Origin of the sequence: Janthinobacterium sp. 13 (assembly GCF_002749695.1) — a bacterium.
GTDB lineage: Bacteria > Pseudomonadota > Gammaproteobacteria > Burkholderiales > Burkholderiaceae_D > Janthinobacterium > Janthinobacterium kumbetense.
On record NZ_PEEQ01000001.1, the window covers coordinates 5,512,684 to 5,536,300 of the forward strand.

Genomic DNA, 23,617 nt, shown 5'->3' on the forward strand with positions numbered 1-23,617 from the left:
GTGATGCTTATTCCTGACGGGGGGGGATGATGGCCGGCTCGGCCGGGGCCGCAGGGGCCGCCAGTTCGCGCAAGCGCGTTTGCACGACGGCCTGGTCGAAGGCGGCGGGCGTCGTCTGCGCCAGGGTCAAGGCGCGCTGGTAATACGTGGCGGCCAGCCGGGGCTGGTTCAGCCGGTCCAGGCCCACGGCCAGGTTGAAGGCATAGTCGGGGTTGCCCGGCGCGGCGCCGTAGGCGCGGAAGAATTGCTGCTGCGCTTCGTTCCAGCGGCGCTGCTTGGCGTACACATTGCCCAGTGCAAACAGCACGGGGGCGCTGTCGGGGTTGCGCGCCAGGATGGCTTTCAATTTTGCCTCGCTCTGCGCCACGTCGCCCTGGCGCAGCCCGATCAGGCCGGCCAGCGCCTCGCCATCGTCGGGATTGATTTCCAGCAAACGCACGTACAGGGCCGCCGCCTGCGCGCCCTGGTTTTCGCGCAGGGCCACTGCCGCCAGGCCCAGCAGCGCATCGCGGTTGGTGGCATCCTGCCGCAGCACCGTTTCATATTGCTGACGAGCAAGACCCAACTGGCCCCCGTTGAAGGCTTGATAGGCTTGCTGCACGTCGGGGTTGATTTGCGGCGCGGCCACGCTGCGCTGCACCTGGATCTGGCTGTTGTCGGGCGCGGCCACCGGTGGCAGGCTGGGCGCTGCGGGCGGCGCCATGTGCGCCAGCTGCGCCGCTACGGCGGCCTGGGCCGCCGCCTGTATCATCGCCTGCTGGTCCTGTGCTGACTCTGGCTGGCGCGCGTCGCGCGGGGTGTCGGGCGGCAGCGCCGCGGGCGTCATGGCGTCCGGCGGCGCGGCACCCGTCGCCGGCACCACCACGACGGGGCCGGCAACGCCGGCCGTGCCAGGGGCATCCGTCAGCGGCATGGGCACGCCGGGCAAGTTGGCGCCCGCGCCGGGGCTGGTGCTGGCGCGCCAATACCAGTACGCCATGGAGCCGACCACCAGCAGCAGGATCGCCAGCAGCACGGCCAGGCGCACGGTGACCGGGTCGACGCTGATGGGTCCGGTGGGGCCTTTCGGCGGCGGATTGCTGCGGCTGGCGCGTGGCCGGGCGGGCGGCGCTTCCGGACGGGCGCGCGGCGGCTCGGGCGGCGGGCCTGACTGCGCGCCTTGCTGCGACCCAGGCTGTGGCTCCGGCTGGGCGCCGCTGGACGCTGGCTGCGGCGCGGGCGCGTCCGCCAGCGGTTCCAGGCGCAAGGTGCTTGCCGGCTGCACGGGCGCTGGCGCCGGTGCGGGACGGGGCGGCAGGGCGTCGGCCGGCGCCAGTTCCAGCACCTGGTCGTAGGCTTCGGACGGCTTTTCCAGTTCTTCGTCGGAAAGGCTGTTCTGTTTGGCGCGCTCGGCTTTCTTGAGCGCCTGCATCAGCAAGCTCATGGGAAGTCTCCCTGCAAGCGCGCCTGCGGCCGGACGGGCGCCGCTGGCGGGCCATCCGTGTAGGGCTGGGTGTTGAGCGGCGCCTGGCCGGGCAGCAGGTAGCGGTAATCGCGGTAATCGCCCTCGACACTGGCATCCTTGACGACGACGGGGCGCATGAAGATCACCAGCTCCGTCTTGCTGCTTGCCTCATTGCGGTAGGTAAACAGATTGCCCACCAAGGGCAGGCTGGACAGGCCCGGCACGCCATCCTTGGCATTGTCGATGGAGTCTTGCATCAGGCCGCCCATCACGGCGATCTGGCCATTGCCCACTTTCATGATCGATTCCAGCTCGCGCGCCTGGATCACGGGCACGCGGCTTTGCACGTTGGCCGTGGCCAGGGCCGGATTCGGGTCTTGCACGTAGCCGACGATGCGCGTGATGGTGGGGCGCACGTTGAGGGTCACTTCATCGCTGTCGGAAATCTGCGGCGTGACGCTCATGACGAAGCCGACGGGCACCGTTTCCAGCTTCGATTCATAGGTGGCCGGCGTGGTGATTGTGCCCGTCGAGCTGATCACGGCGGGCGTCACCTTGATGGTAAAGAAGACATTGTTGTCGACCACCTTCAGCATGGCCGTCTGGTTGTTCAGCACGCTGATCTTCGGACTGGACAGCACTTTCACCTTGCCGAACGATTCGAGCAGCTGGATGGTGGTGGAAAAGCTGTCCTTCAGATAATTGAGCAGGAAGATGCCGGGCGTGGCGTTCGGCGTGACGCCGCTGGACAGGCCCGCCGTGCCCACTTGTCCCTGGCGCAATTGCAGGCTGCCCGTCAGGCGCGACCAGTTGATGCCTTGCTGGTATTCATTGCTCAGGCGCACTTCGATGATGGTTGCCTCGATCAGCACTTGCCGCTTGGCGCTGTGCAATACCGCGTCGAGGAATTCGGCGATCTTTTCATGCTGGCGCCCCGTGGCGCGCACGGCGATCAGGCCGCCCTCTACGTTGACCACCACGGACGAGGGGCTGCCCTTGTTGGCCAGTTTGAGCAGCGGCATGCCGTTCGCGTCCAGCGGCTGGCCGGGAGCCGCATTCTGGCCGGGCGCCTGCTGGCCCGGCGCATTCTGGCTCCCGTTCGGGTTGCCATACTGCATCGGCGGCTGGACGCCGTACTGGCCCGCCGCACCGGCGGCAGGGTAGGCGCCGGCCTGGTTCTGCTGCTGGCCTTGCTGTCCCTGCTGGCCTGGCATGCTCGTCAATTGCTGGTTCAGCTGCGCCAGCGGGTCCACCTGCACGTCGTTGAGCGTGGTCTCGCGCAGCAGGTCGCGGATATTCTTTTCCAGGCTGTACCAGAAATTATTTTCCGAACGATTCACGACGAGGGTGGTCGAATTGTTATTGCCGTTGCCGCCGCTGCCTTGCGTGCTGCCCACGGGGTTGCTGGCGTTGTTCGACCCGCCGCCCGCCGTGGAGATTTGCGTGGCGATATTCACGCTGCTGTTGGTGCTGCGCGCCATGTTGACGTAATCGACCTTGTAAGTGCGCCAGACGGGCGCGTCGGGCAGCACCGTCAGGTTCTTGCCATCGATTTCGTAGCGCATATCGACTTGCTTGCCGATACGCGCCAGCAATTGCGGCAGGGTCTGGTTCAGCGCATTCAGGGTGACGCTGCCTTCGATCTGCGGGTGGATGTCGATATTCATGCCCGCGTCGCGCGCCAGCGCAAACAGCAGCGATTGCACGGGCACCTTGTGCACGGTGACGCTGTAGGTTTCCACCTTGGGCGCGGGCAGGGGCGCGGCCAGCGCGCTGCTTTGCTGCACCGGTTCGGGAATGACGCCGGCGGCGACGGGCGCGGCATTGAGGTGGGCCGGCGACAGCGGCGTTTGATGCGTGGCGCAGCCGGCCAGCATGGTGCTGCAGGCGAGGGCGACCCAAGAGGTCAGCACAGGAATAGGGTGTTGAGTCATGAAAAGTTCGCCCTTGAAGTCGTGTTGTGCTTTTGTAATTTTACCCAGCATGATCGCTTAAAAGCAATCGGCTGTGCAGGCTTGGGAGGCAATATGCTGAAATAAAGTCAGGGGGCGCCACGCCCCGGTTTTTCCGGTGTCAGGGCTTTTATTTCTGTGCGGATACTGTCTATGTCGCTCAGCAATATTTTCTGCGGCGACGCCGGGGCTAGCCTGGCCCACACGGCTTCGGCGCTGGCCTGGTCGGCAAAGCTGCCATAGACGATGAGCAGGCGCGCGGCGGAGGTCGCGGGCGGCGTATTTGCGGGCGCAGACGCGGTTGCGGGCGTGGCGCCAGGCAGGCGAAACACGTGGAGGTCGTGCAGGCCGGTGGCTTGCTGCGCCTGCCGCAGGAAGGTTTCCGCCGCAACTGTCTCGGTGGCGGGCAGGCTGGCGATGTGCAGCACCAGTTGCTTCGGCCCTTGTCGCGCCAGCCAGTCGCGCGATTCGGCCAGCTTGCTGTCGAGCAGCGTCGACGGGGCGGGCTGCGGTGCGCGCATAAGCGCTGCCTTGAGCGTGCCTGGGGCCGCGTCGGCGGGCGCGGCGGAGCGTGCCTGGGATGCCTGGCTTGCCGGCGTCGCCATGCTGGCTGTCGCCGCAGTCCGATCCTCGCTGCCTGCCTGCCATTGCCACAGCAGAGCAAAGGCCAGCAACAGCATCAGCGCGCTCAAGGCGCCTGCCAGCAGCTTGCCCGCATGCCAGGGCGGGCGGTAAAAGGGGCTGTCGGCGATGGCCAGGCGCACGTGGCGCGCGCTGATTTCCTGCGCATCGTCCGCAAACGCGGCCAGCAAGGCCTTGTCGGCCAGGATATTGATCCTGCGCACGATGCCCTGCGCCGCGCGCGCCAGCCGGCGCCGCGCGGCCGGCGTAAAAACGAGCGGCGCCGGGCGGCCGGCGGCGGCCAGGCGGCATGCCAGATAGTCGTCCAGCAAGGCTGGCGGCAGGCGCGGCACGCTGAAACTGTGGGTGATGCGTTCCTTCAACTGGCGGAACTGGGGCAAGTCCAGGGTATGCTGCAATTCCGGCTGGCCAAACAGGACGATCTGCAGCAGCTTGTGGCTGGCCGTTTCCAGGTTCGTCAACAGGCGCAGCGCTTCCAGGGTGGCGCCCGGCATGGCTTGCGCTTCTTCGGCCAGCAACACCACCTGGCGTCCCGCCGCATGCCTGGCGATCAGCTCGCCGTGCAGGGCGCGCAGGACGGCATCGGCGCGGCAGCCATCCAGTTCCAGGCCCAGTTCGGCGGCGATGGCGTGCAGGACGTCGTCCGGTTCCAGGCGGGGATTGAGCAGGTACAGCACGTCGACTTGGGGCGGCAGGCGTTCGGCCAGCATGCGGCACAGCATGGTCTTGCCGCTGCCCACTTCGCCCGTCAGCTTGATGATGCCTTCGCCTTGCATGACGGCATACAGCAGCGCAGCGAGCAGCTCGCCCCGCGTATTGCCCATATAAAAGAAGGCCGGGTCCGGCGTGATGCCGAACGGCGCCGTGCGCAAGCCGAAATGGCGCAGATACATGCCGTGCGGCGAGGGCGCATACGGCCGTCCGGGCGGCGTGGAGGGCGGGACGTGCGTGTCGGCGTTCATGCCGCGATGCAATTGAGGAAAGCCTGCTCCAGGCTGGCGTCTTGCGCGCCGCCGTGACGCGCGCGGCATTCGGCGGGCGTGCCCGTAAACACGATGCGGCCCCCATGCAGGATGGCCATGCGGTCGCACAATTCTTCCACGTCGGCCAGCGCATGCGAAGTGAGCAGGGCGCCGCGGCCTTGCGCACGCGCTTGCCGCAAGACTTGCTTGAATTGCGCGCGCGCCTTCGGGTCGAGTCCGCTCATCGGTTCATCGAGCACCAGTTGCGGCTTGCCCGATAGCAAGCATGCGGCCAGCCCCAGTTTCTGCATCATGCCTTTCGAATACTCGCGCGCGGGGCGCAGCAGGGCGTCCGGCGCCAGGTCCAGCGCGTCCAGGGTTTGTTGCAGCGCTTGCGCATCGGGGTGCACCTTGTGCAGGCGCGCCAGGTAGCGCAGGAAGTCGCCGCCCGTCAGGTAATACGGCGCCTGGAAGCGTTCCGGCAGAAACGACAGGGGCTGGCGCGCCGCGCCATGCCGGTGCGGCTGGCCGAAGATGGCGATTTCGCCCCGCTCCGGCGTACAGAAGTCCAGCAGGCATTTCAGCAGGGAAGTCTTACCTGCGCCATTCACGCCAACCAGGCCGAACAGTTCTCCCGCGCGCACCTGCAGGTCGACGCCGCGCAGCACGGCGCTGCCCGCCAGCTGCAGATGCACGTTGTGGAACTCGATGGCGCAGGCGTTCATAGTGGCAATGGTCGGCAGGCAAGACGGGGTACGACCGCCATTATTGCCATGGGTGCCGGCGGGCGGCAAGTGTTTACTTGCCGAGTGTTGAAATGCGCAAAAATCAAATGATGGAATGTATTTTCTTTAAGAAACAACAGGTTCTGGAATAAAATACCCCCGCGCGCCGCTGGCGTGCATCGTCTGATGAATCTGTCGAGGAGCAAGCATGGCAAGGCCAGAGAAAGTCCGGCTCGGTGAAATTTTGGTGCAGCAGAAATTGCTGACGGAAGAACAGTTGGGCCAGGCCTTGACGGAACAGAAGCGTTCGGGACGCAAGCTGGGCCGCGTTTTTGTCGAGCACGGCTTCGTCACGGAAGAGCAGATTTCGGGCGCCCTGGCGCGCCAGCTCGACATTCCCTACATCAATCTGAAGTTTTTCAACATCAATCCCGAACTGGTGCGGCTGCTGCCGGAAACCCAGGCGCGGCGCTTCCGCGCGCTGGTGCTGGAAGACCGCCGCGAGGGCTTGCTGGTCGGCATGTCCGATCCCACGGACCTGTTTGCGTACGATGAAATCTCGCGCCTGGTCAAGCGCCATATCGAACTGGCCGTCGTCAACGAGACGGAAGTGCTGGCCGCCATCGACCGCATCTACCGCCGCACGGAAGACATTTCCACCCTGACGCGCGAGCTGGAGCAAGACCTGGGCGACGTTTCCGTCGACTTCGGCGCGCTGGCCGCCAATCCGGGCCTGGAAGAGGCGCCCATCGTCAAGCTGCTGCAATCCGTGTTCGAGGATGCCACGCAGGTGCGCGCCTCGGACATCCACATCGAGCCGCAGGAAGGCCGGCTGCAGATCCGCTTCCGCATCGACGGCGTGCTGCACCTGCAGACGGAAGCGGACAGCAAGATCGCCAGTTCGCTGGCGCTGCGCCTGAAACTGATGTCGGACCTCGATATTTCCGAGAAACGCTTGCCGCAGGATGGCCGCTTCGCCATCCGCGTGAAAAACCAGCGTATCGACGTGCGTATTTCCACCATGCCGACGCAGTATGGCGAATCGGTGGTGATGCGCTTGCTGAACCAGGGCGGCACGACCTTGCGCCTGGACGCCATCGGCATGCCGCCCGCGCTGGTGGCGCAATTCCGCGCCATCGTCAGCCGCCCGAACGGCCTCGTGCTGGTGACGGGGCCGACCGGCAGCGGCAAGACGACGACCCTGTACTGCGCCTTGTCCGAACTCAATTCCGTGGAAAAAAAGCTCATCACGGTGGAAGACCCCGTCGAGTACCGCTTGCCGGGCATTAACCAGGTGCAAGTCAACGACAAGATCGAGCTGAATTTCGCCAGGGTGCTGCGCTCGGCCCTGCGGCAAGATCCCGACATCGTGCTGGTGGGCGAGATGCGCGACCAGGAAACGGCGCAAATCGGCTTGCGCGCCGCCATGACGGGTCACTTGGTGCTGTCGACCCTGCATACGAACGACGCCATCAGCACGCCGCTGCGCCTGATGGACATGGGCGTGCCCCGCTACATGGTGGGCAGCTCGCTGCAAGCCGTGCTGGCGCAGCGCCTGGTGCGCGTGATCTGCGAAAGCTGCAGCACGCCGTATGCGCCCACGCCGAACGAATATGAATGGCTGCGCCTGGAACTGGGCGAGCTGGTCGAACGCAACCAGTATTTCCACGGCAAGGGCTGTTCGCATTGCAACGGCATGGGTTACCGGGGCCGCACGGGCGTGTATGAATTGCTGGAAATCACGCGCGCCGTGGCCGATGCCGCCAACCATGCCGATCCTTCCCACTTCATGAAGGTGGCGACGGCGCAGATGGCGGGCGAAACCCTGCGCCGCCACGCCGTGCAGCTGGTGGTCCAGGGCCGCACGACGGTGATGGAAGCGATGCGCATCAGCAACCAGAGCGAGGATTGAGGTGCCGTTTTTCTCCTACAAGGCGCGCAGCGCCAGCGGCGAACTGTTGACCGGCGTCATGGAAGGCGCCGATAGCGGCGCCGTGGCCGACCAATTGATGGCGGGCGGCAGCACGCCCGTCGATATCAGCGCCACGAAACAGACGGTGACGAAGGCGGGCGCCAACCAACTGGGCTGGTGGGACAAGCTGACCGAGAAAAAGGTCACACCCATGGACGTGCAATTGTTCAGCCGCCAGCTGTACACGCTGCTCAAGGCGGGCGTGCCCATCATGCGCGGCCTGGCCGGCTTGCAGGAGTCGGCCATCAGTCCCGCGTTCGGGCGCATCATCAAGGATGTGCGCGAATCGCTCGACGCGGGCCGCGAACTGTCGGCCGCCATGGCGCGCCATCCCGCCATCTTCACGCCGTTCTACCTGTCGATGGTGCGCGTGGGTGAAATGACGGGGCGCCTCGATGAAGTGTTTTTGCGCCTGTTCAACCACCTGGAATTCGACCGCGACATGCGCGCGCGCGTGAAAACGGCGACGCGCTACCCGACCTTCGTCGTCTTCGCCATGCTGGCCGCCATGATCGTGGTCAACATCTTCGTCATTCCCCAGTTCGAGAAGGTGTTTGCCAGTTTCCATGCGGAACTGCCCTTGATGACGCGCATCCTGATCGGCACCTCGCGCTTTACGGTGGCGTACTGGCCCATCCTGCTGATGCTGGGCGTGGGCGGCTTTTTCGGCTGGCGCGCCTGGCTGCGCACGAAAGAGGGCTTATATAAGTGGGACCGCGCCAAGCTGCGCCTGCCGATCGCCGGCAAGATCATCCTGAAGGGCACGATGGCCCGCTTCGCGCGCAGCTTCGCCCTGTCCAGCACGAGCGGCGTGCCCATCGTGCAGGCCCTGACGGTGGTGTCGCAAACGGTCGACAACACGTATCTGAGCGCGCGCGTGGAGCAGATGCGCGACGGCGTCGAGCGGGGCGAGAGCATCTTGCGCACTTCGGTCGCGGCCAACGTGTTTACGCCCGTGGTGCTGCAGATGATCGCCGTGGGCGAGGAATCCGGTTCGCTCGACGACCTGATGGACGAGATCGCGGACATGTACGAGCGCGAAGTCGATTACGAGCTGAAAACCCTGTCGGCGCAGATCGAGCCGATTTTGATCGTCTTCCTCGGCGCCATGGTGCTGGTGCTGGCGCTGGGCATCTTCCTGCCGATCTGGGACCTGGGCCGGGCGGCCCTGCACTGATGGCAACACCGCTCCGCCAGCGCGGTTTCACCCTGTTCGAGCTGGCGGTGGTGGCGGGCGTGTTCGCCATCCTGACGGCCGTGTTCCTGAACCGGGTCAGCTATTACCAGCAGCAGGCGCAGCAGGTGGCCGTGGCGCAGATGCTGGGCGTGCTGCGCACCAGCTTGCGGGTGCAGGTGCTGCATTTATATCTGGCGGACCGGCGCGACCGGTTGCCGGCGCTGGCGCGGCAAAACCCGTTCGACTGGCTGATGGATAAGCCGGCCAACTATCTGGGCGAGTTCGCGCAGCCGGACCTTGAAAAATTACCTGCGGGGAATTGGCTGTACGATAAAAAAGAACAAAAAATCATCTATTTGTTTAGTAATGGCAATATTTTTCCCAGTAAAAGGGTTGATTTAGTGAAATTTAAGGTAACCTTGCCACGTGCGGATGCCGATCTTGACAAGCTCGCCCAGGAACCCGATATCGTGGTGTGGAAATCGCCGGACCCGGCGGCAAACTGACGCGCTTCCTGGTCCGGTGCAGCGACAGTTTCATGGCGTTGGTTTTGAAGTTTTTTTATTTGATTTTGGAGAAAGCAAGAATGAACAAGTCTTTACGTAGTATGAAAAGCGGCGCCCAGGCAGGTTTTACCCTGATCGAATTGATCGTCGTCATCGTGATCCTCGGCATCCTGGCCGCCACGGCGATTCCTAAATTCATCGACATGTCGACCGATGCGCGCGTGGCCAAGATGCACGCGGCCGCTGGCGCCGTCAAGGCGGGCGCTGCCCTGTACCATGCGCAGTGGCTGGTCAATGCTGACGCGACCAAGACCGTAACAATGGAAGGCCAGCCGATTACGGGGGCCAATGGTTACCCTACGGCCGATGCCGCCGGGATTGGACTTGCCGCAGGCATCGCCACACCTGACTATGTGATCTCCGCTACCGGTTTCTCCGTGTCCCCTGATGCATCGCGCTCGGGCTGCTCGGTGACGTATACCGCTGCCACCGCTACCGCCGGCCCAGGCATCAAGGATCTGGCAGACCCGAGTACGTGTAAGTAATCTTTGAGCACACTGCAAGGAAAGTCAGGCAACATCCGGCCTTCCTTGCGCACCACCAGCCCAACCTCAGGCGCCAGCCCGTTGGGCTTTTTTACGGGCCATCCATTGCAGCAGCCACCAACAGTCTTTCCGCATCGCCAAGCAGGGCCGCCAGGCCGCCTGCGGCGTACGGCTGCACGCGGCTTCACCTTGATCGAGCTGGTGGCCGTGCTGGTGCTGGCGGGTTTGCTGGCGACCTTTGCCGTCAACCGGTTTTTCCAGCGCGACACTTTTGACGCGCGCGGTTTTGCCGACCAGGTGACGAATATCGTGCGCTACGGGCAAAAACTTGCGGTGGCGCAAAACCGTGCCGTGTTTGTGCGCATCGATGCCAACAGCGTGGCCCTGTGCTTCGATGCCGTTTGCAGCGCTGACCAGAAAGTGGTGCCGCCCGCGGGCAAGAACAGCGGCAGCAAGGAGACGCTGCAGTATTGCCTGGGAAGCAATTGGCTGTGCGAAGGCCGTCCGTCCGGCGTGGCCTTGTCCACCGATGTGAAAGGCGAGCCCAGCTTTTATTTCGACGCGCTGGGCCAGCCATATGCGCAGAACGATGTGTTCCCGGCGCTATCGGGTTTCCCTGCGCGGCTGAACATCAGCATCCTGGGTGACGGCACGGAGCGCGTCGTCACGGTCGAGGGGGAGACGGGCTATGTCCATTAGCCAGCGGCGCCGGCGTGAGCGCGGCGTGACCCTGATCGAACTGGTGCTGTTCATCGTCATCGTCGGCCTGGCCTCGGCCGCCATCCTGGGCGTGATGAGCCTGACGACAAAGCGCAGCGCCGATCCGCAGCTGCGCAAGCAGGCGCTGGCGATTGCCGAAGGCATGCTGGAAGAAATCCAGCTGGCGCGGTTTACCTATTGCGATCCGCAAGACCCGGCCGCGGAAACGGCGACCAGCCCGGCCGGCTGCGCCATCCCGGAAGGGCCGGGGGAAGAGGCGAACGGCGCGGGGCGGCCGTTCGACAACGTCAACGATTACGTGAGCGCGTATGGCACAGCCACGGAGTACAAGACGGATGCCCAGGGTAATGCCTGGGCTGCCAGCCCCACCCAGAATTACACTGCCTTGGTGACGATCACCGAGCAAGCCCTGAACAACCTGCCTGCGGCGGAAAGCCTGCATATCCAGGTGGTCGTGCCGTATGCCGACCAGCAGATCGTGCTCGACGGCTATCGCGTGCGCTATGCGCCGAATAGTATCCCATGAGTACTCCATGAGAAATTTCTATAACGCCAGGCGCCGCCCGCGCGGCTTTACCCTCGTCGAGATGGTCATCGTGATCGTCATCACGGGCATCATCGGCGCCATGGTCGCCGTCTTCATCCGCGTGCCCGTGCAAGGCTATATCGACACCACCGCGCGCGCCGCGCTGGCCGACACGGCCGACACGGCAGCGCGCCGCCTGACGCGCGACGTGCGCCTGGCCCTGCCCAACAGCGTGCGCGTGTCGAACGACGGCCTGTTCCTGGAATTGCTGCTGACCAAGACGGGCGGGCGCTACCTGAGCGACAGCGATCCGTCGGGACCAGGCAGTGTGCTGAGCTTTGAGACCACCCCCGCCTCACCAGCGTTTAGCGTCGTCGGCGCCATGCCCGCAGATGCGCTGGGCGCGCGCCAGGCGATCAGCGTGGGCGACCAGATCGTCGTCTACAACCTGGGCGGGGCGGGCGCGCCGAACAATGCGTATGCCTGCAGCGCGGCGAATGGCTGCAACCGCGCGCCAGTCACGGGCGTAGCCGGCAGTGTCGTCACCTTGGGCAGCTATCCCTTCACGACGGCGCCCGCGCCGCTGCCGTCGCCGTCGAACCGTTTCCAAGTGGTATCGACGCCCGTCACCTATGCGTGCGATCTGAAGAGCGGCACCTTGACCCGTTACGCGGGCTATGTCATCCAGGTTACCCAGCCGGTTGTGGAAAACACGGTCCCGCTGGAGGCGAAGAAGGGAGCACTGCTGGCGCGCCAGGTGACGGCTTGCCGTTTCAGCTATGGCATTTTGGCCAACGTGCAGCGTGGTCTGGTGAATATCGACCTGAGTCTGGGGGCAGCGAACAGCAATACGGGCGTGCTGCGCCTGGTGCAACAGGTACAGGCGAGGAATACGCCATGAGGCGCTTGCTGCGCCATCGCGCGGGCCGCATGCGCGGTTTCAGCCTCGTCACGGCCATTTTCCTGCTGGTGGTGCTGGCCGCGCTGGCGGCCGTGATGGTGAATATCTCCACTTTCCAGCAGACGGAATCGGCCATGGACGTGCAGGGCGTGCGCGCCGAACAGGCCGCGCGCGCCGGTCTCGAATGGGGGCTGCAGCGGCAGATCAGCGCCGGCCTGACCGCCGGTGCGGCGTGCATCGGTCCGGCCAGTTTCAGCTTGCCGGCGGGCACGACGCTGTCGTCGTTCAGCGTCAGCGTGCAATGCAGCACGGCCACGGGGCCCGGTACCTTGACCAGCTGGACCATCACGGCCACGGCGTGCAACCAGCCGGGCACTGTCGAGCCGTTCTGTCCGAACGCGGGCAACAACGCGGACTATGTTCAGCGCCGCCTGCAAGCCGTGTTGTCGCAGTAAGGTCAACTGCGTGCAAAAAAGATCGCTAATTTATTGTTTTTACACAATAAAGTTGGCTTCATGAATTAAAATTGGCTGGATGCATTAACTGCGCGACAAGATCGGGCAGGCACTTACACTGGATAGGTCGCATGGGTTTATTCGCAAGAGCAAGGAAGTATGAGGGTTGGCTGGCCACGGCGTTTGGCCGGGAAGGCGTCAGCGCTGTCGTTGTCGAACGTCCCGCCGACGGCATGCCGCGCGTGCTGGGCGCCAGTTACCAGGCGGCCGCGCGGCCGGCGCCGGCCGAGGTGCTGGAAAAACTGGGCAAGGACGTGCAGGCGGCAGCGCGCCACTGCACCACCGTGCTGGCCGGCGGCGAGTACCAGTTGCTGTCGCTGGAAGCGCCTGCCGTGCCGCGCGAGGAGCTGAAGACGGCCGTGGGCTGGCGCCTGAAGGACATGCTGGACTTTCCCTTGGCCGAAGCCACCATCGACGTGTTCGACATCCCCGGCGACCCGAACGGCACCCAGCGCGGCAGCAGCGTGTTTGCCGTCGCCGCGCGCAACAGCGCCGTGTCGCGGCGCCAGGCGCTGTACGCCGAATGCAAGATCGGCCTGTCCGTGATCGATATCCCCGAGATGGCGCAGCGCAATATCGCCACCTTGCTGGAAACGCCGGGACGCGGCATCGCCGTGCTGTATTTCGATGGCGACGGCGGCTTGCTGACCATGAGTTTCAATGGCGAGCTGTACCAGGCGCGCCGCATCGACGTGACCCTGACGCAATTGCAGTCGCCCGACGCCAGCCAGTACTACGACCGCGTCACCCTGGAACTGCAGCGCTCGTTCGACCACTTCGACCGCCAGTTTCATTTCATTTCGCTGGCCCGCTTGATGCTGATGACGGGCGCGGCCGACGGCTTGCACGCCTATCTGGCCGACAATCTCTACATGCCGGTCGAGCAGCTGGACCTGGCCACGGTGCTGGACTTGTCGCAGGCCGCCGAATTGCGCGACCCCGCCATGCAGGCGCGCTACTTCCTGGCCATCGGCGCCGGCTTGCGCGAGGTTGGCCTGCACCCGGGCAAGCACGAAGGGAAGGGCGCATGAGCCAGCAGATCAATCTGTTCAATCCCCAGTTTGAACTGCAAAAACACCATATGTCGGCGCGCACGGCCAGCCTGGGCCTGGGCGGCCTGGCGCTGGCCATGCTGGCCGTGGGCGTGCTGGCCCAGCAAGCCTTGAACGGCCTGGAACGGCGCGAAGCGGGCGTCAAGGCGGCGCTGGCGCAGGGCGAGGCGAAGCGCGACCAGACTTTGCGCGATTTTCCTCCACGCAAGAAAGATCCGGCCCTGGCGCAGGAACTGGCGGCCGTCGAGGCGCAACGCCAGTTGCTGCAGGATGCGTCGAACGTGCTGGAAAGCGGCAAGCTGGGCAATACCCTCGGCTATGCCGGTTATTTCCGCGCGCTGGCGCAGGCCAGGGTCGAGGGCGTATGGCTGACGGGCGTGGATATCGCCGGCGCCGGCAATGACTTCGGTTTGCAGGGCCGCGCCTTGCACGCGTCGCTGCTGCCCGCGTACATCACGCGCCTGGGCCAGCAGGAAGTACTGCGAGGCAAGACTTTCGCCAGCCTCGACATTAACCAGTCCGGGCAGCCGGCCGTGGCCGAGGGCAAGGCGCCTGGCCTGCCGTATGTCGCGTTCAGCCTGCAGTCGGCCGACCGCGCCGCCGGCCCGGCCGGGCCGGCCACGCCGCCGAAACCTGCTACGGAAGGAACACGCTGATGCTGCCCTTGCTGAAGAAATGGGCCGCCGCCTTCGACGCCCTCAGCCTGCGCGAGCGGCTGATGGTGTTCGGCGCCGGTGCGGCCGCCGTCCTGTTCGTGTTTTATTTCATGAGCTTCAATCCCCTGCTGGCGAAACGCGCCGCGCTGGAGGCGAGCATTGCGCAAAAACAAAGCCTCCTGAGCGCCACCGACAAGGAAGTCGAGCTGACCATGCTGGCCCATGCCACCGATCCCGACCAGGAAGCGCGCACGCGCCTGGCGGCCTTGCAGGCGGAAACGGCGTCCCTGGCGCAGGCGCTGCGCGAGAAGCAGCATGGCCTGGTGGCGCCCGAGCGCATGGTCACCTTGCTCGAACACTTGCTGCGCCGGCACGCCGGACTGCGCGTGGTGTCGCTGAAAACCCTGCCCGCCAGCGCCGTGGGCGCACGCCAGGCCGACAGCGCGAACGGCGATGCGGCGGCCAGGGCGCCGGCTCCCCTGCTGCACCAGCATGGCGTGGAAGTGGTGCTGCAAGGCAGTTATGCGGACATGGTGCAATACATGCAGGCGCTGCAAGCGATGCCGACGCGCGTCTTCTGGGGCGCCGCCCACCTCGACGCCGCCAGTTACCCGGGCGCCACCCTGACCCTGACCTTACATACCCTCAGCATGGACGATACATGGATCGCACTCTGACCCTGGGTTCCGCGCTGCTGGCGCCCTTCCTGATCCTGAGCCTGGCATCGCCGGGCGCGCAGGCACAGGCGCTCGACGATCCGACGCGCCCGCCCGCGGCCCTGTGGGCGCCCGCCGACGCCGCGCCCGTCGTCGCGGCCCGGCCGCAGCTGCAATCGGTGCTCGTTTCCACCCAGCCGGGCGGACGCCGCCTGGCCGTCATCGATGGCCAGACGGTCAAGGTGGGCGGCAAGGTGGGCGACGCCGTGGTGGTGGAAATCCGCGACACGGCCGTATTGTTGCGGCGTGGCAAATCACTGGAAACCTTCAAGCTGTATCCCAGCAGCAAGACCAATAACAAGGCCGATCGCAAGACCGATAGCAAGACCGACCGCAAGCAGGAGTAGAAGAAGTGGCCAAGCAACTCAATCAACACAAGGCGAGCATGTTCAAGATCAGTACGATGGCGGCTGTCATCAGCGTCAGCCTGGGCCTGGGCGGCTGCAACGTCGCGCCCGTCAAGCGCGACACCTATAATGCGATCACCGATGCCGTCAAGGGTGCGGCAGCCACCACGGCGCCAGCGGCCCAGCCGGACGCCGTGGAAGCGGCGCTGCTGCCGCCCGTGGCGGCCCTGGCCCAGCAGTTGCCGAAGGCCCGCGCCGCGCTCGACGAGCGCTTCAACGTGGCGTTCAACAATGTGCCGGCGCGCCAGTTCTTCACTTCCATCGTGGCTGGCACGCGCTACAACATGCTGGTCCATCCCGACATCGGCGGCACGATTTCCGCCAATCTGAAGGACGTGACCCTGTTCCAGGCGCTCGACGCCGTGCGCGAACTGTATGGCTACGATTACAAGGTCGAGGGCACGCAGATCTACATCAAGCCCCTGACCATGCAGACGCGCTTGTTCCACGTCAATTACCTGACGGGCGCGCGCCGCGGCAGTTCCAACCTGCGCGTGTCGTCGACGTCGGTCGGTTCCGTGGGCTCGACCAACTCGGGCGGCTCCGGCAACAGCGGAAATGGCGGCAATAACAATCAGGGCAACAACAACGAGCAGAACCAGCAAACGAATGGCGGCCAGGGCGGCCGTACGCTGGACAGCAGCAACCTGACCACTTCGTCGACGGCCGATTTCTGGCCGGAACTGAAGGCGGCGCTGGAAGCCATCGTCGGCAGCAGCGACGGCGGCCGGCAAGTGGTGCTGAGTCCGCAATCGGGCGTGATCGTCATCCGCGCCATGCCGGAAGAGTTGCGCAATGTCGACATGTATTTGAAGGCCACGCAATTGTCCGTCGACCGCCAGGTGATCCTGGAAGCGAAAATCCTCGAAGTCGAACTCAACGACAACACGCAGACGGGCATCAACTGGGCCTCGTTCGCCTCGATCAAGAGCGGCCACACGAACCGCATCTCGACGGGCTTCATCCAGCCGGGCGGCACCCTGGCGCCGCTGCCCTTCAATGGGGGCCAGCCGCCCAACATGACGAATGGCAGCGGCTTGACGGCCAGCAGCGGCTTCGGCCTCAGCTCGGCGGCCAACTCGGCCGGTTCCATGTTCGGCCTGGCCTTCCAGACGGCCAATTTCGCGGCCATGATTTCCTTCCTGGAATCGCAAGGCTCCGTGCACGTGCTGTCGAGCCCGCGCATCGCCACCATGAACAACCAGAAGGCCGTGCTGAAGATCGGCACGGACGAGTTTTACGTTACGGGCGTGTCGACCACGACGAATACGACGGCCAGCGGCGCGACGACCAGCCCCAACGTGACCTTGCAGCCCTTCTTTTCCGGCGTGGTGCTGGACGTGACGCCGCAGATCGATGCCGATGGCAACATCATCCTGCACGTGCACCCGTCCGTCAGCCAGGTGTCGACCATCAGCAAGGAAATCGACCTGGGCAGCGCAGGGTCCCTGAAACTGCCGCTGGCCGCCTCCAGCACGTCGGAGATGGACAGCATGGTGCGCAGCCAGGATGGCCGTATCGTCGCCATCGGCGGCCTGATGCGCCAGGCCACGACGTCGGACCGCTCGCAAGTGCCGGGCGCGGGCGATATCCCCGTGCTGGGCGCGCTGTTCCGTAACACGGGGCAGGTGATCCAGAAGCGCGAACTGGTGGTGCTGATCAAGCCGACCATCGTCGACGGCGCCAATAGCTGGAACGAGGACTTGCTCGATTCGGGCAAGCGCATCGAGGCGCTCGACCCGCGCCGTCCGTCGGAGCGGCGCTAAATGTACCAGGCCCATTTCGGCTTGCGCGAGGCGCCGTTCGGCCTCACGCCCGATACCAGTTTCTTCTTCAACGGCCCGCAGTCGCAAAAGGCGCTCAACACCTTGCTGGTGGCGGCGCGCAATGGCGAGGGCTTCATCAAGATCACTGGCGAAGTGGGCACCGGCAAGACTTTTCTTTGCCGCAAGTTCATGCAATCCTTGGGGCCGGACTTCGTCACGGCCTACATCCCGAATCCGAACTTGTCGCCCCGTTCGCTGATCCTGGCGCTGGCCGAGGACCTCGATGTCTTGCTGGAAAAGGATATTGAGCAGCATCAGTTGCTGCGCGCACTCAACTTGCGCCTGCTCAACCTGGCGGCGCAAGGCAAGCGCGTGCTGCTGTGCCTGGACGAAGCGCAGGCGATTCCCGTCGACAGCCTGGAAGCGCTGCGCCTGCTAACGAATCTGGAAACGGAAAAGCGCAAGCTGCTGCAGATCGTACTGTTCGGCCAGCCGGAACTGGACGTCAAGCTGGCCCTGCCGGAAATCCGCCAGCTGGCGCAGCGCATCACCTTTCACTATCACCTGGGGCCCTTGTCGCGCGACGACGTGGATTTCTATGTGGCGCACCGCCTGCGCGTGGCCGGTTTCGACGGCGCGCGCCTGTTCAGCCGTGGCGGCGTGGCCAAGCTGTACAAGGCGTCCGGCGGCATCCCGCGCCTGATCAATATCATGGCGCACAAGGCGCTGATGGTGGCGTATGGCGAAGGGCGGCAGCAGGTCGGCGGCCGCCACGTGGCGCTGGCCGCCAGCGACACCCTGGCCGGCAAGCCGCACCGCTTTTGGCGCAGGCCGTGGCCGTGGCTGGCCGGCGCCGGCGTGCTGGCCGCCGCCTGCGGCGCGAGCTGGACTTTATTGAACCGATGACGAAGATGAGCCTGTAGATGAGCCTGATTAACAAGATGTTGCAAGACCTCGATGCCCGCGGCACCCCCGATGGACGCGGCGACGCGGCCGGTATCCGCTCCGTGCCCGAACGCGAGCGGGGCGTCTCGCGCGCGCTGGTCTTCGGCGGTGCCGCAGGCTTGACGGCCGCCGCCATCGCCCTGGGCTGGGTCTACCTGAAGCGCCCGGCCGTGCCGCCCGTGCTGGTCAGCGTGGCCAGTACGCCGGTCCTGGTTCCAGTGCCGACACCGGCGCCTGCCGTCGTTGTACCCGCGCCCGCGCCCGTACCCGCTGTGGCGGCGGAACCCGAACCCGTATTCCAGGCCGAGGAAGCCACGCCCGCGCCAGCCAAGCTGCGTGCCGCCGACATGCGCCGCATCACGCAACAAGCCGCCAAGCCTGCCGCTGCGCCCGTGGTGAAGACGGCTGCGTCCGCTGTGAGTGAACGCATCATTGACGGAAAACAAGTCACGCCGCAGCAGCGCGTGGAGAATGAATACCGGCGCGCGCTGGCCCAGTTGCAGGATGGCCGCGTCTCCGACGCCATGCTGGCCTTACAGCAGACCCTGCAGCTGGACCCGCGCCACCAGGGCGCGCGCGAAACGCTGGTGCGCCTGCTGCTCGAAGCGCAGCGTCCTGACGAGGCGGCCCGCCAGTTACAGCTGAGTCTGACGCTGGACCCGAAACAGCCGGCGCAGGCGATGATGCTGGCCCGTTTGCAGCTGGACAAGGCCAATGGCGGTGCGGCGGCCCTCGATACCCTCATGCGCAGCTTGCCGTACGCCGCCGACAACGGCGAATACCACGCCTTCCTGGCCGGCGTGCTGCAGCGCGAGCAACGCTACCGCGAAGCGGCCGAACACTACCAGCTGGCCCTGCAGGCGGCGCCCGACAACAGCGTCTGGTGGATGGGCCTCGGCATCGCCTTGCAAGCCGACAACCACCCGGCCCAGGCGCGCCAGGCGTTCGAGCGCGCCAAGGGCTTGCAAACCCTGTCGCCCCAGCTGCAGGCGTTTGTCGAGCGCAAGCTGGTGCAGCTGACGGCGGCTGCGGCGAAGTAACTACTACCTCAATGAAAGAAACAGCTTGAAGCCTCTGCATCTGCTCATCGTCCTTTGCTGCCTGGCCAACAGCGCGTTGGCCGCCCCCGCGCCCGCCAGCTACGTTCTTGAGAATACGGAAGTGCGCGACCTCCGCGCGCAAGCCTTGAAGCGCGATTACCAGCTGTATGTCGCCTTGCCCGATTCCTATCGGCAGGGCAATAAGCGCTATCCGGTGCTGTTCGTCGTCGACGCCAATTATGCATTTCCCGTCGTGCGCAATATCGCGCAGCGCCTGAACAAGCATGCGGGGATGGAAGAGGTCATCGTGGTCGGCTTGTCGTACGCCAACGGCGATGGCGGGGTGTACAGCCGGCGCCGCGACTACACGCCCACCACGCCGCGCAAGCACGATTACCGCTCGGACATGCCGGGACGGCAGCCCGCGTTCGGCGAAGCGAAGGCGTATGGCCAGTTCATCTCGGGCGAAGTGTTTCCCTTTATTGCGCAGCACTATCGCGCGAACATGCAGCGCAAGGTGTTCATCGGCCATTCCTACGGCAGCTTGCTGGGCCTGCAATTCCTGCTGACGGAACCGCGCACCTTCGAGCACTACATCCTCGGCAGCCCATCGCTGTGGTACGACGCCGGCGTCATGTTCGACCGCGAGCAGGCGTACGCGGCCAGCCACAAGGACTTGCCGGCATCCGTGTTCTTCGGCATCGGCGGCCTGGAAAAGCTGGCGGCGGGCAAGAAGCGTTCACGTTCGGAAGAGGACGCCGACATGGTGGCCGACTTGCGCGAATTCGATGGGAAGTTGACATCGCGCAAGTTCCCCGGCCTGAAGACGCGCTTGCGCGTCTTCGCGGATGAAGATCACGCAAGCGTGTTTCCTTTCGTGCTCACGCATGGCTTGCGGGCGTACTTGACGTCCGCAAAATGACGGGCGCTTACGGGCGCATCAATGTCGGCAGGATCAGCTTGGTCAGCAATTTTTCGCTGATGCCATGGGCGTCGCGCACCTGGAAGTTGGTCGTGGTGATGACGACCACGGCATCGAGTTCCGGCAGGACGAGCACTTTATTGCCGCCGGAACCCGCCATGCCATAGCTTTGCACCGTACGGCCATTGGCCGTGAACGGTTGCAGCCACCACAGATAACCGTAGTCCATGCCTTCGCGCGCGTTGGCGTGGGGCGCGATCGAGCGCTTGACCCATTCGGCCGGCATCACCTGCTTGCCATGCCAGCGCCCGCCGTCGAGGTAGAGCTGGCCAAGCTTCATCAGATCCACGCTGCGCAGCTGCAAGCCGCCGCCCGTCATGGCGCTGCCCTTGGGCTGGAATTGCCATTTCACCTTGTCGATGCCAAGCGGCTTGAACAGATTGGCAGCGGCGAAGTCCGGCACGCCCTGGCCACTCACCTTTTCAAGCAACGGTCCCAGCAGGGTTACGCCGGCGGTGCAATAGCTCCAGGCGCGGCCATACGGCGATTGCTCGGGGCGGGGCTGCCATTCGGGAAAGCCGCGGATCGGCAGGTCCGCCACGAAGCGGCTCCAGTCTTCCACCAGATACATGCGCTCTTCATTGCCGCGCGAATGCTGGTTGTCGTCGTCGCATTCAAGCAGCGAGCTCATGGTCAGGAAATCCTCGACCGTGATCTTGTCCTTGCGCGGGTCGGCATGGGCCAGCGGGCGCAGTTCCGGAAAGTAGGGCAGGACGGGGGTGTCAGTGCGCAAGAGCTTGCGCTCGATGGCCAGGCCGACCAGCATGCCGGCCACCGTCTTGCCCACCGAGCGCGTATTGCGCAGGCTTTCGGCGCCATCCTTGTCGAAGTAGTGTTCGTAAAGCAGCTTGCCATGCTGCGCCACCACGACGCTGGTGACCTGCTTGAAGTCGCCCGCTTCGATGGCGGTGGTGATGCCGTCCAGCTCGCCTGCGTGGACGCTGCTGCCGAAGGCGAGAAGAAGGGGGAGGTATCGCAACATGGTGTACTCCTGAGTTGGAAAAGTTCAGTCTAGTCTTGTAAATTGGGCATTGTCTTGGACGTTTGAAACATTTGGCGGCGATAGTTGCTGGGCGTCATGCCGTAGCGGGCCTGGAAGGCGCGCGTCATGTGGCTCTGGTCGGCAAAGCCCACGCTCAGCGCCACGTCGGCCATGCTCAGTTCCGGGCGGCGCAGCAAGCCGCTGGCCTGGTCGACGCGGCGCCAGCGCAGCAGGTCGCCCGGCGAACAGCCCCAGGCCTGGCGGAACACGCGGGCCAGGTGCACGGGATGCACATCCAGGGCGGCGGCCACGTCGGCGATGCGCAGATGCGTGTCATTGGCCAGGTCCATCACGGCTTCATACGCCTGGTGGGCCCAGCCGGGCAGGGCGGGGCGCGCCTGCCGGGGCGCCTTGTGCAGGCTGGCCAGCATCTCCCACGCGCCCGCTTCGAGCAGGGCGCCATCGCCGCCGCGGCCCACTTCGCGCGCGAGCCGGAACGCGGCCGCCGCGCTGGCCGTATCGCGCAACACGGTGGCGCACTCCTGGGCCGCATGCAATTCCTCGGCGCCCGACAGCAGGGCAGGGTCGAGCGATACCGTCATGAAACTGCCCTTGCCATCGACGAAGCGGTCGCGGTGCGTCGTGCCGGCAGGGTTGAAGACGAGGGTGGGCGAAGGCGCGCGCGGCGGGGCGTGCAGGGCGCTGGAAATATACGTGCCGGACAGAACGAAGACGAAGTGGGCATCGTCATGCCGGTGCGTTTCGACTTCATCCTCGCCACGCGTGGCCTTCAGCCGGCGGATGTCGAAGATGCTGCCGCGCGCGCCGTGATGCACGTCGCCATAGAATTGGCCGGACTTGAACTGGAGTGGAGTGGTCATATCGGCATGGTATGTGCGGCCGCCCTGACGGGCGAGCGCGGGACGACGAATGGCGCCAGACGCAGGATGAACGGTCGATTCGGGGGAATGCACGGAATGTGGGACGGCGGCTCAGGTCGGTTTTGCGTGGCCGCTGGCAGGCGTGCAGGGGGGCCGGGGCGGCTATGTGTAAAATCAGTGCCAGCGTCCTCATGAACTCTCCGACCGCCGGAAGCGGTCATCGATAAGGTCAGGTGCAATGCGTACATTGAATGAATTATTGGATAGTGAAGACCCGGCGTTTCCGCTGATCCGGCAATGGGCCAGCGAGGCTGACATCCCGGTGGAATTGCTGCCGCCCTCGGCTAGCAGGGAAGATGTGCTGCTGAGCCTGCAGGTCACCACGCGTTCCCCCCTTGGCGCGATCGCCTATGAAACGGGCGGCATCCTGGTGGATGACGGCTGGCTGCGGATATTGGGCTCGGGACATGGCAAGCTGGAGCGGAACATTGCTACGTGGAACGAAGGAAAGGCCGAGGGCTTTCTGTTGGTGGCCGACGACGTGCTCGGCGGCTTTTTTGCCATCAACGGGGGCGCACTCGGGGCCGACCAGGGCAAGATGTATTACCTGGCGCCCGAGACGCTGGCGTGGGAAGCGCTGGAGATCGGCTACACGGCGTTCGTCGAATGGGCCTTTACTCGCCAGTTGCGGCAGTTTTACGGCCGGCAGCCCGGCGATGCGCAGGAGTTTGACGAATTGCCCGAATTGCCCTTGCCCGGCGACCTCTGCCTGAATTTTTATCCATTCCTGTGGACGCAAGAAGGTTCCCTCAAGACCAGTTCGCGGCGCGCCATTCCCGTGGAAGAGCAGTGGGCGCTCAACCTTGATCTGCAACAAAAGTTGCTGGACGCTCCTGCGGGCGCGAACTGAGGCATGGCTTGCGGGCGTCTTTGACGGCATCGCCCTGCGCATCCCGGACCGGCGAAATGGCGTTTCAACCCCCGATTCAAGCGATTTGTCGCAATGGCATGCGCGAGAAAAGGGATAGGGGATAGCATACGGTGGGCTTTCTCGCGATGCGCCGCCCGCCAGCGAGTGTCCGATACTGCCGCGGCAGGCAACGGACGCTTCTCAACGACCTCGATCAGGATGAATACGCATGAAATTGACCCTTCCACATGTCCTCTCCACTTGTCTGCTGGGCGCCTTGGGTGCGATCGGCAGCGCGCACGCGGCTCCCGCCGATGCCGAACTGGTCGCCTTGGTGCAGCGCCATGCGCAGGCGCAGAGCAACTTTGATCAAGTGGCCTTGAACGCCATCACGGCGGAGAATTATGTGGAAATATCGCCGGTCGGCGAGGTGGATGGGCGTGCAAAAATGCTCGCCTTCTATGCGCCGGAGCAGAAGCGGCCGAGTCCCCAGCTGCAGGTCGATGAACCGGTGGTGCGCCTGTTTGGCGATACGGCGCTCATCTCGGCGCGTCTGTCCTATCGTCTCAACCAGGATGGGGTAGCCCGCAATTTCGCCCTGCGCGCCGGCTATGTCGCTCGGCTTGTCGACAAGCAATGGCTGCTGGTCAGCGCACAGTACACGGGCATCCGCCCGCCGAAACCGTGAAGTGA

At 64.9% G+C, this 23,617-nt stretch carries 24 protein-coding genes; 18 read left to right on the forward strand and 6 right to left on the reverse strand.

From position 1 onward, the window contains the following. Positions 1–7: 7 nt before the first annotated feature. From CLU94_RS24290 to CLU94_RS24305, 4 genes are all read right to left on the reverse strand, one after another. Positions 8–1,423 carry a tetratricopeptide repeat protein gene (locus tag CLU94_RS24290; protein WP_099667517.1) on the reverse strand — a complete coding sequence of 472 codons (1,416 nt, stop codon included), beginning with the start codon at positions 1,421–1,423 and terminating at the stop codon, positions 8–10. Next, a complete protein-coding gene (mshL, locus tag CLU94_RS24295) occupies positions 1,420–3,378 on the reverse strand; it encodes a pilus (MSHA type) biogenesis protein MshL (protein WP_180278757.1) in 1,959 nt (652 codons plus the stop codon). The genes CLU94_RS24290 and mshL (CLU94_RS24295) overlap by 4 nt, the downstream gene beginning before the upstream one ends. A gap of 107 nt (positions 3,379–3,485) precedes the next feature. Then, positions 3,486–5,000, reverse strand: coding sequence for an ExeA family protein (locus tag CLU94_RS24300; protein ID WP_257218980.1), 1,515 nt, complete (start codon positions 4,998–5,000; stop codon positions 3,486–3,488). After that, positions 4,997–5,725, reverse strand: a complete 729-nt coding sequence (locus tag CLU94_RS24305) for an ABC transporter ATP-binding protein (RefSeq protein ID WP_099667519.1) — start codon at positions 5,723–5,725, stop codon at positions 4,997–4,999. The genes CLU94_RS24300 and CLU94_RS24305 overlap by 4 nt, the downstream gene beginning before the upstream one ends. Positions 5,726–5,933: 208 nt before the next feature. Between CLU94_RS24305 and CLU94_RS24310 the strand changes: the two genes are divergently transcribed. The 16 genes from CLU94_RS24310 (at position 5,934) to CLU94_RS24385 (ending at position 20,091) form a co-directional block, all read left to right on the forward strand. Beyond that, on the forward strand, positions 5,934–7,637 hold the full coding sequence (locus CLU94_RS24310) for a GspE/PulE family protein (protein WP_034781098.1): 1,704 nt from the start codon (positions 5,934–5,936) through the stop codon (positions 7,635–7,637). A 1-nt stretch (position 7,638) separates the two neighbouring features. Next, a complete protein-coding gene (locus tag CLU94_RS24315) occupies positions 7,639–8,874 on the forward strand; it encodes a type II secretion system F family protein (RefSeq protein ID WP_099667520.1) in 1,236 nt (411 codons plus the stop codon). Beyond that, positions 8,874–9,380, forward strand: coding sequence for a type II secretion system protein (locus CLU94_RS24320; protein ID WP_099667521.1), 507 nt, complete (start codon positions 8,874–8,876; stop codon positions 9,378–9,380). The genes CLU94_RS24315 and CLU94_RS24320 overlap by 1 nt, the downstream gene beginning before the upstream one ends. After that, positions 9,350–9,925, forward strand: a complete 576-nt coding sequence (locus tag CLU94_RS28870) for a pilin (protein WP_305052350.1) — start codon at positions 9,350–9,352, stop codon at positions 9,923–9,925. The genes CLU94_RS24320 and CLU94_RS28870 overlap by 31 nt, the downstream gene beginning before the upstream one ends. 105 nt (positions 9,926–10,030) lie before the next feature. Beyond that, complete coding sequence (locus tag CLU94_RS24330) at positions 10,031–10,624, forward strand: pilus assembly FimT family protein (protein ID WP_099668475.1); 594 nt, start codon at positions 10,031–10,033, stop codon at positions 10,622–10,624. Further along, complete coding sequence (locus CLU94_RS24335; protein ID WP_099667523.1) at positions 10,614–11,171, forward strand: type IV pilus modification PilV family protein; 558 nt, start codon at positions 10,614–10,616, stop codon at positions 11,169–11,171. The genes CLU94_RS24330 and CLU94_RS24335 overlap by 11 nt, the downstream gene beginning before the upstream one ends. A gap of 7 nt (positions 11,172–11,178) precedes the next feature. Beyond that, entirely contained in the window at positions 11,179–12,072 is an 894-nt protein-coding gene (locus CLU94_RS24340; protein ID WP_180278758.1) for a prepilin-type N-terminal cleavage/methylation domain-containing protein, read from the forward strand. Then, a complete protein-coding gene (locus tag CLU94_RS24345) occupies positions 12,069–12,527 on the forward strand; it encodes an agglutinin biogenesis protein MshP (protein ID WP_099667525.1) in 459 nt (152 codons plus the stop codon). The genes CLU94_RS24340 and CLU94_RS24345 overlap by 4 nt, the downstream gene beginning before the upstream one ends. Before the next feature lie 131 nt (positions 12,528–12,658). Continuing rightward, entirely contained in the window at positions 12,659–13,618 is a 960-nt protein-coding gene (locus tag CLU94_RS24350; protein ID WP_077405827.1) for an agglutinin biogenesis protein MshI, read from the forward strand. Continuing rightward, entirely contained in the window at positions 13,615–14,295 is a 681-nt protein-coding gene (locus CLU94_RS24355; RefSeq protein WP_099667526.1) for an MSHA biogenesis protein MshA, read from the forward strand. The genes CLU94_RS24350 and CLU94_RS24355 overlap by 4 nt, the downstream gene beginning before the upstream one ends. Next, positions 14,295–14,972: a type II secretion system protein GspM gene (gene gspM, locus CLU94_RS24360; RefSeq protein WP_099667527.1), complete on the forward strand. Its 678-nt coding sequence runs from the start codon at positions 14,295–14,297 to the stop codon at positions 14,970–14,972. Before CLU94_RS24355 ends, gspM begins: the two co-directional genes overlap by 1 nt. Beyond that, on the forward strand, positions 14,957–15,358 hold the full coding sequence (locus CLU94_RS24365) for an MSHA biogenesis protein MshK (protein ID WP_257218982.1): 402 nt from the start codon (positions 14,957–14,959) through the stop codon (positions 15,356–15,358). Before gspM ends, CLU94_RS24365 begins: the two co-directional genes overlap by 16 nt. A 38-nt stretch (positions 15,359–15,396) precedes the next feature. Then, entirely contained in the window at positions 15,397–17,184 is a 1,788-nt protein-coding gene (mshL, locus tag CLU94_RS24370; RefSeq protein WP_099668476.1) for a pilus (MSHA type) biogenesis protein MshL, read from the forward strand. Next, positions 17,185–18,090 carry an ExeA family protein gene (locus CLU94_RS24375; protein WP_099667528.1) on the forward strand — a complete coding sequence of 302 codons (906 nt, stop codon included), beginning with the start codon at positions 17,185–17,187 and terminating at the stop codon, positions 18,088–18,090. A 17-nt stretch (positions 18,091–18,107) separates the two neighbouring features. Continuing rightward, the gene (locus CLU94_RS24380) at positions 18,108–19,169 is read left to right on the forward strand and encodes a tetratricopeptide repeat protein (RefSeq protein ID WP_257218983.1); all 1,062 of its coding nucleotides are present in this window, start codon (positions 18,108–18,110) and stop codon (positions 19,167–19,169) included. Between the two features lie 25 nt (positions 19,170–19,194). After that, the gene (locus CLU94_RS24385) at positions 19,195–20,091 is read left to right on the forward strand and encodes an alpha/beta hydrolase (protein ID WP_099667529.1); all 897 of its coding nucleotides are present in this window, start codon (positions 19,195–19,197) and stop codon (positions 20,089–20,091) included. Between the two features lie 7 nt (positions 20,092–20,098). Here the strand turns inward: CLU94_RS24385 and CLU94_RS24390 are convergent, their stop codons facing one another. Further along, a complete protein-coding gene (locus CLU94_RS24390) occupies positions 20,099–21,133 on the reverse strand; it encodes a serine hydrolase domain-containing protein (protein WP_099667530.1) in 1,035 nt (344 codons plus the stop codon). Between the two features lie 29 nt (positions 21,134–21,162). Then, positions 21,163–22,014: a helix-turn-helix transcriptional regulator gene (locus tag CLU94_RS24395; protein ID WP_099667531.1), complete on the reverse strand. Its 852-nt coding sequence runs from the start codon at positions 22,012–22,014 to the stop codon at positions 21,163–21,165. Between the two features lie 238 nt (positions 22,015–22,252). Between CLU94_RS24395 and CLU94_RS24400 the strand changes: the two genes are divergently transcribed. Further along, the gene (locus CLU94_RS24400; protein ID WP_099667532.1) at positions 22,253–22,924 is read left to right on the forward strand and encodes a DUF2625 family protein; all 672 of its coding nucleotides are present in this window, start codon (positions 22,253–22,255) and stop codon (positions 22,922–22,924) included. Between the two features lie 229 nt (positions 22,925–23,153). Further along, the gene (locus CLU94_RS24405; RefSeq protein WP_099667533.1) at positions 23,154–23,612 is read left to right on the forward strand and encodes a nuclear transport factor 2 family protein; all 459 of its coding nucleotides are present in this window, start codon (positions 23,154–23,156) and stop codon (positions 23,610–23,612) included. Positions 23,613–23,617 lie beyond the last annotated feature (5 nt).

Coding starts and splice junctions, on each gene's coding strand:
- CLU94_RS24290 (WP_099667517.1), bottom strand. CDS start 1,423: ATGAGCTTGCTGATGCAGGCGCTCAAGAAAGCCGAGCGCGCCAAACAG.
- mshL (WP_180278757.1), bottom strand. CDS start 3,378: ATGACTCAACACCCTATTCCTGTGCTGACCTCTTGGGTCGCCCTCGCC.
- CLU94_RS24300 (WP_257218980.1), bottom strand. CDS start 5,000: ATGAACGCCGACACGCACGTCCCGCCCTCCACGCCGCCCGGACGGCCG.
- CLU94_RS24305 (WP_099667519.1), bottom strand. CDS start 5,725: ATGAACGCCTGCGCCATCGAGTTCCACAACGTGCATCTGCAGCTGGCG.
- CLU94_RS24310 (WP_034781098.1), top strand. CDS start 5,934: ATGGCAAGGCCAGAGAAAGTCCGGCTCGGTGAAATTTTGGTGCAGCAG.
- CLU94_RS24320 (WP_099667521.1), top strand. CDS start 8,874: ATGGCAACACCGCTCCGCCAGCGCGGTTTCACCCTGTTCGAGCTGGCG.
- CLU94_RS24335 (WP_099667523.1), top strand. CDS start 10,614: ATGTCCATTAGCCAGCGGCGCCGGCGTGAGCGCGGCGTGACCCTGATC.
- CLU94_RS24340 (WP_180278758.1), top strand. CDS start 11,179: ATGAGAAATTTCTATAACGCCAGGCGCCGCCCGCGCGGCTTTACCCTC.
- CLU94_RS24345 (WP_099667525.1), top strand. CDS start 12,069: ATGAGGCGCTTGCTGCGCCATCGCGCGGGCCGCATGCGCGGTTTCAGC.
- CLU94_RS24350 (WP_077405827.1), top strand. CDS start 12,659: ATGGGTTTATTCGCAAGAGCAAGGAAGTATGAGGGTTGGCTGGCCACG.
- CLU94_RS24355 (WP_099667526.1), top strand. CDS start 13,615: ATGAGCCAGCAGATCAATCTGTTCAATCCCCAGTTTGAACTGCAAAAA.
- gspM (WP_099667527.1), top strand. CDS start 14,295: ATGCTGCCCTTGCTGAAGAAATGGGCCGCCGCCTTCGACGCCCTCAGC.
- CLU94_RS24365 (WP_257218982.1), top strand. CDS start 14,957: ATGGATCGCACTCTGACCCTGGGTTCCGCGCTGCTGGCGCCCTTCCTG.
- mshL (WP_099668476.1), top strand. CDS start 15,397: ATGTTCAAGATCAGTACGATGGCGGCTGTCATCAGCGTCAGCCTGGGC.
- CLU94_RS24375 (WP_099667528.1), top strand. CDS start 17,185: ATGTACCAGGCCCATTTCGGCTTGCGCGAGGCGCCGTTCGGCCTCACG.
- CLU94_RS24380 (WP_257218983.1), top strand. CDS start 18,108: ATGAGCCTGATTAACAAGATGTTGCAAGACCTCGATGCCCGCGGCACC.
- CLU94_RS24390 (WP_099667530.1), bottom strand. CDS start 21,133: ATGTTGCGATACCTCCCCCTTCTTCTCGCCTTCGGCAGCAGCGTCCAC.
- CLU94_RS24395 (WP_099667531.1), bottom strand. CDS start 22,014: ATGACCACTCCACTCCAGTTCAAGTCCGGCCAATTCTATGGCGACGTG.
- CLU94_RS24400 (WP_099667532.1), top strand. CDS start 22,253: ATGCGTACATTGAATGAATTATTGGATAGTGAAGACCCGGCGTTTCCG.
- CLU94_RS24405 (WP_099667533.1), top strand. CDS start 23,154: ATGAAATTGACCCTTCCACATGTCCTCTCCACTTGTCTGCTGGGCGCC.